At 48.7% G+C, this 11,976-nt stretch carries 10 protein-coding genes; 4 read left to right on the top strand and 6 right to left on the bottom strand.

Annotated features, from left to right (window positions below; genetic code table 11):
- Nucleotides 1-537 precede the first annotated feature (537 nt).
- From cysQ to cysG, 6 genes are read right to left on the bottom strand one after another with little or no spacing between them, the layout of a single operon-like run.
- Complete coding sequence (cysQ, locus tag MD588_RS24025; protein WP_265700398.1) at nucleotides 538-1,278, bottom strand: 3'(2'),5'-bisphosphate nucleotidase CysQ; 741 nt, start codon at nucleotides 1,276-1,278, stop codon at nucleotides 538-540.
- Between the two features lie 15 nt (nucleotides 1,279-1,293).
- Entirely contained in the window at nucleotides 1,294-1,914 is a 621-nt protein-coding gene (gene cysC / locus MD588_RS24020; protein WP_265700397.1) for an adenylyl-sulfate kinase, read from the bottom strand.
- Between the two features lie 40 nt (nucleotides 1,915-1,954).
- On the bottom strand, nucleotides 1,955-3,682 hold the full coding sequence (locus MD588_RS24015; protein WP_265700396.1) for an SLC13 family permease: 1,728 nt from the start codon (nucleotides 3,680-3,682) through the stop codon (nucleotides 1,955-1,957).
- Between the two features lie 4 nt (nucleotides 3,683-3,686).
- On the bottom strand, nucleotides 3,687-5,117 hold the full coding sequence (gene cysN, locus MD588_RS24010; RefSeq protein ID WP_265700395.1) for a sulfate adenylyltransferase subunit CysN: 1,431 nt from the start codon (nucleotides 5,115-5,117) through the stop codon (nucleotides 3,687-3,689).
- A gap of 10 nt (nucleotides 5,118-5,127) precedes the next feature.
- Nucleotides 5,128-6,036 (bottom strand): sulfate adenylyltransferase subunit CysD, encoded by a 909-nt coding sequence (gene cysD, locus MD588_RS24005; protein ID WP_265700394.1) that lies wholly within the window; start codon nucleotides 6,034-6,036, stop codon nucleotides 5,128-5,130.
- 16 nt (nucleotides 6,037-6,052) lie between these two features.
- Nucleotides 6,053-7,468 (bottom strand): siroheme synthase CysG, encoded by a 1,416-nt coding sequence (cysG, locus tag MD588_RS24000; protein ID WP_265700393.1) that lies wholly within the window; start codon nucleotides 7,466-7,468, stop codon nucleotides 6,053-6,055.
- 411 nt (nucleotides 7,469-7,879) lie between these two features.
- Here cysG and MD588_RS23995 point away from each other — a divergent pair, with 411 nt between their 5' ends.
- The 4 genes from MD588_RS23995 (at nucleotide 7,880) to MD588_RS23980 (ending at nucleotide 11,970) form a co-directional block, all read left to right on the top strand.
- Complete coding sequence (locus tag MD588_RS23995; protein ID WP_265700390.1) at nucleotides 7,880-9,841, top strand: bifunctional 2',3'-cyclic-nucleotide 2'-phosphodiesterase/3'-nucleotidase; 1,962 nt, start codon at nucleotides 7,880-7,882, stop codon at nucleotides 9,839-9,841.
- A gap of 106 nt (nucleotides 9,842-9,947) precedes the next feature.
- Complete coding sequence (locus MD588_RS23990) at nucleotides 9,948-10,514, top strand: Crp/Fnr family transcriptional regulator (RefSeq protein WP_265700389.1); 567 nt, start codon at nucleotides 9,948-9,950, stop codon at nucleotides 10,512-10,514.
- A 105-nt stretch (nucleotides 10,515-10,619) separates the two neighbouring features.
- Nucleotides 10,620-11,084, top strand: coding sequence for a GNAT family N-acetyltransferase (locus MD588_RS23985; RefSeq protein ID WP_265700388.1), 465 nt, complete (start codon nucleotides 10,620-10,622; stop codon nucleotides 11,082-11,084).
- A 1-nt stretch (nucleotide 11,085) separates the two neighbouring features.
- Complete coding sequence (locus tag MD588_RS23980; RefSeq protein WP_407676613.1) at nucleotides 11,086-11,970, top strand: DMT family transporter; 885 nt, start codon at nucleotides 11,086-11,088, stop codon at nucleotides 11,968-11,970.
- The last annotated feature ends 6 nt before the right edge of the window (nucleotides 11,971-11,976 follow it).

Raw genomic sequence — 11,976 nt, 5'->3', positions numbered from 1 at the left:
GTTTAGCTCAACACTTGGTGTTGGCTAGGCGGCGTATGTTACGCGCCTCTTTATTTAAGTCAAGAAGTTTTTTTGTTTTTCTCAAAACCGCTTCCTAACTGGCTTCAACAAAGCAAAAGGTTAACTTTTAACGCTTTCGACTTACTCACTGAAGAGGCTGGCCATTCTATGCAATTTAAAGATGGTGTCAAGCACCATTTTTGAATTGTTTTCTTTGCCATCCTGTTTACCTACAAGTTATACACAGCTTGCAAATAGCTTACTAAGTATCTTCGTGCCTTGTCGGTGAGGCGGCATTATAGGGAGGTGAGGAGATATGACAACCGATTTTTTGATCTTTTTTACTTATCGATGACGATTCAATCCAGAACCCATAAAAATGACAATAAATACGCCAACTCTAAACCACACAACAGAGCATCAAAACTCATTGCAGTAGATTAAGCGTAGTCAAAAATAGGAAGGAATGATCTTATTTTAGAGAATTATTAATAAAGGCAGCCAAAGGCTGCCTAGTTATTGTCACTGTGAGGTTTATTAGATCGCGACAAGGAAATGAGGGTTAAGTAAATCTTCCCGATGATAACTCAGTACTTCACCATTGAGTTGTTTAACCGTCGCCCCTGCACTTTCAGCAATACACTGCCCTGCTGCAGTATCCCACATCATTGTGGGGCCTAAGCGAGGGTAATACTGTGCACGCCCTTCGGCTACCAAACAGAATTTTAGCGATGAGCCAACTTCTGTCATCTTATGCTCACCAAGCTGTTCCAAGTAATTTTCCATATCCGGACTTGGGTGAGAGCGACTGCCCACTACCGTAGGAACCGTTGCCGGTCGGCTCTTAATTGGATCCCGGCCTGCTTTGGTCTGTAGCCAAGCCTTCTCGCTGTCACCTAACCATGTTTTATCCAATGCCGGCGCATGAACAACAGCTAAGATCGGCTTTCCATTTTCAATCAACGCAATATTAACCGTAAACTCACCATTCTTGCGCAAGAACTCCTTGGTTCCATCTAGTGGGTCCACCAGCCAAAATGATGACCAATGCTGTCGTTCAGGCCAAGGTGTATGCGCAGATTCTTCAGATAAAATTGGAATATCTGGTGTTAAAGCTTTTAGCTGCTCAACAATAATAGTATTAGCTGCGAGATCGGCTTCTGTTACCGGACTACTGTCAGCCTTCTCGGAAACCTGAATATTACCGTGATAACGATCCATGATGGCAACTCCGGCTTCAAGTGCTATGCCATATATCGATTCGAGTAGAGTACTCACCCGCGGCTCCTTTTATTAGCGGATAATCTGACGTTCTTTCAACGACTCCAAACACAGCTCAACCAACTCAGCAATCGATGCCTCTCCGGCTTGCAAATGGATCTCTGGAGAATCCGGGGCCTGATACTCTGAGTCAATGCCTGTGAACTGCTTAATTTCACCTGCTCGGGCCTTCTTATACAAGCCTTTGGGATCACGCTTCTCACATTCAGCCAACGGCGTATCAACGAACACCTCTAGAAACTCACCTTCCGGTAAGAGATCACGTACCAACTGACGCTCCTGGCGATGGGGAGAAATAAATGCACTCAACACAATCAAACCCGCATCGGCCATTAGCTTCGCCACCTCTCCTATTCGGCGGATATTTTCACGGCGATCTTCTGTAGAAAACCCAAGATCACGGCACAGTCCATGCCTGACATTATCGCCATCCAACAAATAGGTATGATGTCCAAGCTCCGCCAATCGGGATTCCAGTGCACCAGCTACCGTTGACTTACCTGCACCACTCAGACCGGTAAACCACATAACACAAGGTTTTTGCTTTTTCTGCTGGGCACGAAATGCTTTATCTGTCTGATGGCTATGCCATACAACATGCTCATTATCATGAGGCTGGACGGTGGCTGTCATAATAAACTCCGTTTCGAGACGTTCTATTAATAGGTAGAATTTAAAAAGGAAATAATTGAGGGATCAAAGAAAGAACAACCACTGAATACACAATCGATACCGGTAAGCCTATTCTAAGATAATCTTTTAACTTGTAGTTCCCGACGCTATAAACCAGCAAGTTAGTCTGGTAGCCATAGGGAGAGATAAAACTGGCACTGGCCCCAAATAAAATGGCCATAATGAACGGCATCGGATCAACGCCGTAGCTCACAGCCAAACTATAGGCAATAGGAAACGACAGTGCCGCCGCTGCATTGTTGGTTATCAGTTCAGTCAACACCAGCGTCAGCAGATATACCGCAACCAAGGCACCATAGATTCCCCAGTCTTCAAATGAGGCCATGAGCATATTGCCCATTCGTTCGGACAAACCACTGGAAAGCATTAACTGCGCTAACGATAAGGCTGAACCGACAATCACCACGATATCGATCGGGAACCGTCGTCTTATTTCAGCAAAAGAGACAATACCAGTCGCTACCAATGCCAGCAGATAGGCAGTCAGCCCATTGATAATCGGCAGAACATCCAGCAAGGCTGCGGCAATAACCGCCATGAAACCGGCCAATACAGCCATACTTTTACTGCCATCAAGTCGCGCACTGGAATCCAAGCCGTTAACCAAAACAAATTCACGGTTAAGCTGCTGCTTTTTTTCATTAAACGTTTTGCCGGGTACAACAACCAAAGTATCACCGGCATGCAGTTCGATATTACCCAGTCCACCTGCCAAACGTTCGTGACCACGACGAATAGCCACAACGACAGCATCAAAGCGCTCTCTGAAGCGAACGCTCTTAAGCGTCTTGCCACGAATACCGGCTGAATGACTCACGATCACTTCCAACATTGATTGACCGTTCAGGTGATGCTGGCCAAACAAATGTAAGCCTTTAATTTCCTGTAGGGTGGTGACACTCTCTACATCACCGCAAAACAGCAATGTATCACCCGCCATTAATTGGGTATCCGGACATACAGGCGCTATCGTCTTACCATTACGGATCACCTCTGCCAGAAACAATCGACGAAGTGCCCGCAAACCATTTTGGGCAATGGTCTTGCCAGCAAGCGGTGAACCACCTTCAATTCTGGCTTCGAGAAAGTAAGGCAGATCATCTTGGTTATGATCATCATAGACAGGTAACAGATAACTTAGCGGGATCAAGATAGCTAGCCCGATAACCAGTACAGCCAAGCCTATAGTTGTCGGAGCAAAAAAGCCCAAGCTTGGTAGCCCAGCATCTTCAACAAAACTGTTAATGATGAGGTTAGTCGAAGTCCCAATCAGCGTCAGGGTTCCACCTAAAATCGCAGTATAAGAAAGTGGGATCAACAATCGCGAGGGGGCGTGGCGCTGATTTCGCTTGATGGCACCAATCAGCGACACAACGACTGCGGTGTTATTGGTAAATGACGACAGGAACGCCGTCGATAACCCTAACTTTGCCACCACGGTTGACTGGCCACCTTGTGAGATCTGGCGGCCAACCCAACTAATCAGGCGTGTTTTTTCCAAGGCAACAGAAACAAGGATCAGTAGTACCAAAGTTAGCAGTGATGAGTTAGTAAAATTGCCAGCCAATGTCGGCAAGTCAATCATTCCTGCCTGAAAGCCGACAAAAGCTACTCCGGCAAACAAATACGCCGGTTTGATCCTTGTTGTCAGCAGACAGGTTACTATCACCATTAACATGGCAAGAACCATTCCTTGTTCCCAACTCATGCCGTTATCCCAGTAGCTTGCTGATGTCTTTCACGTCCCAGTGTGGGAAGTGTTTACGGATCAGCGCATTGAGCTCGACTTCAAATGCACTAAACGGACTATCTTGTTGGCCTTCCTTATCTGCCAGAGCCTCACGTACCATCCCCGCACCAACGGTTACATTGGTCAGGCGATCGATAATAATGAACCCGCCGGTATCAGCACTGTTTTGGTAAGCATCAACAACAATGGCTTCATTAAGGGTAACTTCACATAGGCCAATCCCGTTCAGTGGTAATTCTTCAGTCGCAAAAGTGTCCAGGTTATTGATGTCCACTTGATGGCGAATCGCTTGCACTGAGCCGATTGTTTTTTTACCGGCGATTTTAATATCATACTGACGACCAGCCTCTAGTGGCGCTTCCGCCATCCAGACAATATCGGCCAACAAGTGGTTACTGAGTGGTACATCGTCCTCTGCTGCTACAATGGTGTCACCACGGCTAATATCAATCTCATCCGTCAGGGTTAATGTTACCGCCTGACCAGGATGCGCTTCTGGCAGATCACCATCAAACGTCACAATACGTTCAATCGTAGAGATTTTACCGGAAGGTAGTGCTTTCACTTTGTCACCTGCCTTTACAATCCCAGAAGCAATCGTGCCGGCAAAACCGCGGAAGTCTAAGTTAGGGCGATTGACATATTGCACAGGGAAACGGAAATCACCGGCTTCACGCTCCTGTCCGAAGTCAACCTCTTCGAGCAACGTCAGGAGAGAGTCGCCATCATACCAAGGCGTTTTCTCACTCAAGCTAACGACATTGTCGCCCTCAAGCGCTGAAAGCGGCACTAACTTTATATCGATATCTTTATTCAGCTTCTCGGCAAATTCCAAATACTCATCACGAATCGTTTCAAATCGTTGCTGTTCAAAGCCCACCAAATCCATCTTGTTAATCGCCACCACAAAATGACGAATACCCAGCAAGCTGGCGATATAAGAATGGCGACGCGTTTGATCCAAGACACCTTTACGTGCATCAATCAAGATCACTGCCACATCACACGTCGATGCCCCCGTTGCCATATTACGGGTATATTGTTCATGCCCCGGCGTATCGGCAATGATAAATTTACGTTTCTTGGTTGAGAAATAACGGTAAGCCACATCGATAGTAATGCCCTGCTCACGCTCGGCCTGCAAGCCATCAACTAACAGCGCCAAGTCAGGCTTGTCACCCGTTGTTCCGACTTTCTGGCTGTCGGTATGAATGGCCGCCAACTGATCTTCATAAATCTGATGGGAGTCATGAAGCAGACGACCAATCAACGTACTCTTGCCATCATCCACCGAGCCACAGGTCAGGAATCTAAGCAGTGATTTATTATGATGTTGGTCAAGATAAGCTTCGATGCCTAGCTCGGCCACTTGTTGTTCAATAAGACTGTTCATGTATCTTTCCTTAGAAGTAACCCTGACGCTTTTTCAGTTCCATCGAGCCTGACTGATCATGATCAATCGCCCGCCCCTGGCGTTCACTGGAAGTCGCCACCAGCATCTCTTCAATAATGCCCGGCAACGTATTGGCTTCCGACTCGATCGCCCCGGTCAGTGGGTAGCAACCCAAGGTACGGAAACGAACACTTTTGTGCTCAATCTTCTCGCCAGGCTGCAGCTCCATACGTTCGTCATCCACCATGATCAACATGCCATCACGGTCGACCACAGGCCGCACTTCGGATAAGTACAGCGGTACAATTTCAATGCCTTCAAGATAGATGTACTGCCAGATGTCTAGCTCAGTCCAATTGGACAGCGGGAAAACACGAATACTCTCCCCCTTGTTGATCTGACCGTTATAGGTTTTCCAAAGCTCAGGACGTTGATTTTTAGGATCCCAGGTATGGTTCTTGTCACGGAAGGAATAGACACGTTCCTTGGCCCGCGATTTCTCCTCGTCACGGCGCGCCCCACCGAATGCAGCATCAAAGCCGTATTTATTCAATGCCTGCTTCAGCCCTTGGGTTTTCATGATGTCGGTATGCTTGGATGAGCCATGCGTGAATGGGCTAATCCCCATCGCCAACCCTTCAGGGTTTTTATGCACCAGCAAATCAAAGCCATACTTCTCCGCCGTACGATCACGAAACTCGATCATCTCGCGAAATTTCCAGTCGGTATCTACGTGGAGAAGAGGGAATGGGATCTTGCCCGGATAGAACGCCTTGCGGGCAAGGTGCAACATCACCGATGAATCTTTCCCGATGGAGTACATCATCACGGGGTTATCGAATTCAGCAGCCACTTCACGGATAATATGAATACTCTCCGCTTCTAACTGCTTGAGGTGGGTTAAACGTTTAGGGTCCATCACTCTTCTCTCCATACTATGCCAGCTTCACAACAGCGGACTGCTGCGGCTGCTGTTCCTGCTTTCCGAACCAATGTAGCTTATCTGATAAATTCACCACTTCTCCCACCACGATTAATGACGGTGAAGCAGCATGCTGAGCTAATTCAGCCAGCTCATCGAGCTGACCTTTCAATACTTTCTGGGTTTTCTGCGTGCCACGTTCGATGATGGCGATAGGCGTATCTGTCGCACGACCGTGAGCCAATAGCTGCTGTTGGATGTGGCTGGATTTCATCAGCCCCATATAAATCACTAACGTTTGTTTACCGCGGGCAAGAGTCGACCAGTCAAGCTGATCACCATCGGGCTTCAGGTGACCGGTAATAAACATCGCGGTCTGGGCATAATCACGGTGGGTCAATGGGATCCCAGCGTAGGCCGTTGCCCCGGCAGCTGCAGTAATACCCGGCACCACCTGAAAAGGAATACCGGCATCAAACAACACTTCCAATTCTTCACCGCCACGACCAAAGACGAAGGGATCCCCCCCCTTGAGGCGAACCACACGCTTGCCTTGCTCGGCATAATGAACAATCAGGCGGTTGGTTTCTTCCTGCGGCACACTATGGAAGCCAGCTTTCTTGCCGACACAGACCAGCTCAGCATCACGGCGAACCAATGCCATCACCTCATCTGATACCAGGTAGTCATAAAGCACGACATCGGCCTGTTGCATGAGTTGCAAGGCACGTAGCGTCAGTAGCCCGGCATCACCGGGACCGGCACCGATTAGCGCAACTTGCCCTTGAGGCAAAACCTGTTGCTGCTGTGATAGAAAAACCAATTCCTGCTCGGCAGCCTGCTCCTGTCCCGCGGCAACCAGTTCAGAAAAACGGCCATCGAAAGCCTGTTCCCAAAACTGGCGGCGAGCTGAAAATGAGGTCACTGTTTTCGCCAACCGGCTGCGGAACTGGCCTGCAAGTTCAGCCATTCGGCCTAAGTGCTGGGGTAAGAGCGCTTCTAGCTTTTCGCGGATTAGACGGGCAAGAACAGGCGCTTGTCCGGACGAAGAAATAGCCACAATGACAGGCGAACGATCGACGATAGAAGGAACGATAAAGCTACAGCGCTGAGGATCGTCAACTACATTGACCAGCACTTGACGCTGGTTTGCCGATTGATAGACCAGGGCATTTACCGCCTTGCGATCCGTAGCGGCAATGGCCAAGAATATGCCGTCAAGATCGGACGGAACGAACTCTTTACCAAGGAAGGAAATTTTGTCGGCCTGCAAGGCCTGCTGGAAATCGGCATTTAGCTCGTGGGCAATGACCTTTACATCGGCTCCCGCCTTAAGCAACATCCGAGTTTTGCGCCATGCAATCTCGCCGCCGCCAACAACCAAGCATGGCCGTCGTTTTAAGTCTGCAAAAATCGGCAAATATTCCATGTCCAGCGCCCTCTATTCCTATAACTAAAAGGCACTATAGTCGGGCTAGGATATTACCTGAAATTCTAAAATTTCATTTTTTATTCCAAAAAGTTTGGCTAAACGCTAAATAAGAGAAATACGAAAGCCAAAATGCTAACTGCCTATACCCTGATCCAAAAAAAGTAATCATTACAGATAAATATCATCACGATTCATATTTGCTCTAGGTTGATTTGGCTTATGTTATTCCTTTTTTGTATTACTCCCCGAAACCCAATCTGATGAAATCATGAGCATAATGCGACTTTGTCCGCCTTTCGAAGCAAAAAACGAGATTCCGAACACAATAAGGTAACCAGTTCACGTAAATACGACACATTTTTTGATACCTTTAGCACGCTTTTTCTGTTCTTTATCCTGGAGAAAATCATGAAACTATCTGCCAAGCCACTGTCGATTGCAGTACTTGGTGGCCTGCTAACACTAGCAGGCCCTGCCACGGCTGAAACCATCAAGCTTCGTATCCTAGAAACGACAGATATCCACACCAATGTGATGGATTACGACTACTACAAAGACAAGCCTACTCAGAAAACAGGGCTTGTTCGTACAGCGACGCTAGTCAAAGAAGCGCGAGCAGAGGTCACAAACAGCGTACTGGTAGATAACGGTGATTTACTTCAGGGTAGCCCTATGGGTGACTATATGGCTGCCAAGGGCATCAAATCTGGTGAAGTTCACCCAGTTTATAAAGCCATGAACCAGCTCAACTATGATGTCGGTAACCTTGGTAACCATGAGTTCAACTATGGCCTGGATTTCCTGAAAACCTCTCTTGAAGGTGCAGGCTTCCCTTATATCAACTCGAACGTGATTGACCTGAAGACAGGCAAGAACATGTTCACCCCTTACATTATCAAGCCGCACACCTTTAAAGATACCGATGGTGTAGAACACGAAATCAAAGTCGGTTACATCGGTTTTGTACCGCCGCAAATCCTTATCTGGGATAAGAAAAACCTGGAAGGTAAAGTAGAAGCACTAGATATCAAACAGGCTGCTGAAAAATATGTCCCGCAAATGAAAGCAGAGGGTGCTGATGTTATCGTCGCAATTCCTCACTCCGGTGTTTCTGCCGATCCGTATAAAGTGATGGCGGAAAACTCGGTTTACTATCTCACAGAAGTTGACGGTATCGATGCGATTGCTTTTGGTCACTCGCATGCCGTCTTCCCAAGCAAAGCATTCGCCAACCTGCCGAAAACCGACATCGAGAAAGGCACCATCAACGGCGTTGCCGCGGTTATGCCAGGCCGCTGGGGTGATCACCTTGGCGTGATGGATCTTGTTCTGGAAAAAGACGGGGGAGAGTGGGCGGTCACTGGCGCACAAACCGAAGCTCGCCCAATCTTCGACAAGTATAAGAAAGAAGCCCTAGTTGAAGCTGACGAGAAGATGGTTGCTGCCGTGATGGATGATCACAAGGGCACCCGTGAATTCGTGAACCAGCCAATCGGCAAAGCGAACGATGTGATGTACAGCTTCTTGGCCCTGGTTCAGGACGATCCAACCGTACAGATCGTTAGCCTTGCCCAGAAAGACTATGTCGAACGCTTTATTCAGGGTGACCCGGATCTCGACGGTATTCCTGTTCTGTCGGCAGCGGCACCATTCAAGGCAGGTGGTCGTGGTAACGATCCAACAAACTTCACCGAAGTCGAGTCTGGCCAGCTGACCTTCCGTAATGCTGCTGACCTTTACCTCTATCCAAATACCCTGGTAGCAATGAAAGTTACCGGCAAAGAGGTCAAAGAGTGGCTGGAATGTTCTGCTGGGCAGTTTAATCAGATCGACCTTAACAGCACCAAACAGCAAGGCCTGATCAACTGGGATGGCTTCCGCACATATAACTTCGATGTTATCGACGGCGTTAACTACAGTATTGATATCTCCCAGCCAGCCCGTTACGACGGCGACTGTAAGCTGATCAACGATAAAGCATCACGTATCCAGGATCTAACATTCAACGGTAAGCCTGTCGATCCGGCACAGCCATTCATCGTCGCCACTAATAACTACCGAGCTTACAGCGGTAAGTTCGCCGGTACCGGTGAAGCGTTCGTGGCCTTTGCCTCGCCAGATGAGAACCGTACCGTCGTTGCCGACTACATCAGCCGGATCAGCAAAGAGAAAGGACTGGTGACACCAAGTGCCGATAACAACTGGCACTTCACGCCTCTGAAAAGTGACAAGAAGCTGAATGTTACGTTTGAAACGTCACCAAGCGATAAAGCAGCACAATTTATTAAGGACAAGGGTCAGTACTCGATGGAAAAAGTGGGAACCGACAAAGTTGGCTTTGCGGTTTACCGTATCGACCTGCAAAAGTAACGGCTAATGTCCCATGAATATACCGCGGCTTAGCCCGCGGTATTTTTTTGCTATGATGCTTGGACTCATATACTAAAAGCAATACCCAACCCAAATGACAGCCATTATGAAACAAGCCCTACAAGAGTTCCTCCACCAACTTGGTGCCACGCCAGAGACTATTGAAGAGACGCTCGCCCTTGCCGAGCCCATGGAATTACCAACCCGCCATGTCCTGCTCAATCAAGGTGAAAAGCCTGGATACTGCTACTTTCTGCTTGATGGGCTTTGTCATGCCTGCTACCTCACAGCAGATGGCAAACAATTCAGCAAAGAGTTTTATTGGGATCAAGATGTTCTGGTTGGTTTCGAGAGCCTAATCAACGCTCTCCCTTCTCCTTTCCTATTAGAGACACTCTCTGCCAGCAAGATACTGGCGCTGCCAATCAGCCTGATTGAACAGTGGCGAGAACAGGGAAATCCGCTCTACCTTCGCCTGCTCGAACGCCAGCTAAGCTATAAAGAACAGAAAGAGCGCTTTATGCTGATGCACAGTCCTGAGGAACGCTACCAGCTTTTCACGGAAAACTTCCCGGAGCTACTACCCCGCATTGCAGATTACCAAATCGCGTCTTACCTAGGGATCACCCCTATTAGTTTAAGCCGGATCAAAAAACGCCTCGAAGAAGAATAATTCCATGTTGTCTTATTCTGTTTGGCATTAACATTCGTTAATGCCAAACAAGCAAGCAGGGATTAAGCTGCTGCCATCAACCTTTATCAGCCAAGGAGAAATGCGATGCAATGGCAATGCCTGCCTTTTGAACAGCTCACGACCCACCAGCTTTATGACCTACTCAAGCTTCGGGTTGATGTATTCGTTGTCGAACAAAACTGTCCCTACCCTGAGCTGGATGACTGTGATCGCCAGGCCGGTATCCATCACTTGCTGGGGTACCAAAATGATAAGCTCGTTGCCTACCTAAGGCTGCTGCCACCCGGCACCACCTATGCCAATACCAGTATCGGCCGTGTGCTGACAGCCGATTGTGTACGGGGAACCGGCACCGGTCACGAGCTGCTGCAGCTTGGGCTTGGACATGCCCAGCGCCTATGGCCGGATCAAACTATCGATATCGGTGCCCAATCCCATCTGCAAAGCTACTATGGCCGCTATGGTTTTGAAACGATCTCTCCGGAGTATCTGGAAGACGGTATTCCACATGTCGACATGAGACTGAGCAAAGGCATCGTTTGTGAATAGGCTGTCCCCCTTTGCAGCCGGCGCACTACTGCTGCTACTGGGCAACCTATCCTCCTCTTTTTCCGACGTGGCGGTGAAGTTACTGGAGGGAGGCGTCAGCGCCTTTCAATATATGTTTATCCGCCAGCTGTTCAGTGTTCTGCTGCTGTTGCCGCTATGGCTGAAACTGTCACCGCAGCAGCAGGCTATTGGCAACCGTACAGTTACCTTCATCCGCTCTCATCTGGTGCTCGCCGGCAGCGGTTTGGTCATGATAGCCCTGACATGGCTGCCGCTGGCAACTGCCAATGCGCTTTTTTATGCCGCGCCGCTGTTGATGTTACCGCTCTCGGCATGGCTGCTAAAGGAAAAGCCGGGGTGGCAGAAAATACTGGCCACAGTAACAGGCTTTGGCGGAGTATTGCTGGTGCTAAGACCTGATCAATTTCACTGGGCGGCCATGGCTGGTTTGGGCTGTGCATTCACCCTCGCACTGTATAACGTCCTGGTCAGAAAATTGCCGGCACAGCAGCCCGTGGTCAGCACTCTGTTCTGGACGGGGGTCTTGTCATTACCCCTTGCGGGTATTCTCGCCGCCTGGTTCTGGCAACCGATAAGTACCGCAGAGCTGTGCCTGATTGCTGCCAGCGCCGTGTTTACCTTGGGATACCATGGTTGTGGTGTGGCTGCCTACCGGCGGGCCGAAACCTGTCAGCTCGGGTTGATTGAGTACTCTGGGCTGATCTTTGTCACCCTGATAGGAATAGCAGGGTTTGATGAAATCCCAGATATGCTGACAACCGTAGGGATCCTCTTAATCGTACTACCAATGGTGCCGCTACCGAAAAAACGCAACTCGGAGCAGCGGCATAACGCCGAACTACCGATAGAAAAAAAGGCCGCTTAAGCGGCC

This window comes from Photobacterium obscurum (assembly GCF_026191635.1).
Taxonomy (GTDB): domain Bacteria; phylum Pseudomonadota; class Gammaproteobacteria; order Enterobacterales; family Vibrionaceae; genus Photobacterium; species Photobacterium obscurum.
The sequence above is the reverse complement of the archived record's forward strand: the minus strand, read 5'-3'. Positions and strand labels throughout refer to the sequence as shown.

What these genes read in the sequence shown, in the direction of transcription:
- MD588_RS24015 (WP_265700396.1), bottom strand. Translation starts at nt 3,682, where the DNA reads ATGAGTTGGGAACAAGGAATGGTTCTTGCCATGTTAATGGTGATAGTA.
- MD588_RS23985 (WP_265700388.1), top strand. Translation starts at nt 10,620, where the DNA reads ATGCAATGGCAATGCCTGCCTTTTGAACAGCTCACGACCCACCAGCTT.
- MD588_RS23995 (WP_265700390.1), top strand. Translation starts at nt 7,880, where the DNA reads ATGAAACTATCTGCCAAGCCACTGTCGATTGCAGTACTTGGTGGCCTG.
- cysN (WP_265700395.1), bottom strand. Translation starts at nt 5,117, where the DNA reads ATGAACAGTCTTATTGAACAACAAGTGGCCGAGCTAGGCATCGAAGCT.
- cysD (WP_265700394.1), bottom strand. Translation starts at nt 6,036, where the DNA reads ATGGACCCTAAACGTTTAACCCACCTCAAGCAGTTAGAAGCGGAGAGT.
- cysC (WP_265700397.1), bottom strand. Translation starts at nt 1,914, where the DNA reads ATGACAGCCACCGTCCAGCCTCATGATAATGAGCATGTTGTATGGCAT.
- cysG (WP_265700393.1), bottom strand. Translation starts at nt 7,468, where the DNA reads ATGGAATATTTGCCGATTTTTGCAGACTTAAAACGACGGCCATGCTTG.
- MD588_RS23990 (WP_265700389.1), top strand. Translation starts at nt 9,948, where the DNA reads ATGAAACAAGCCCTACAAGAGTTCCTCCACCAACTTGGTGCCACGCCA.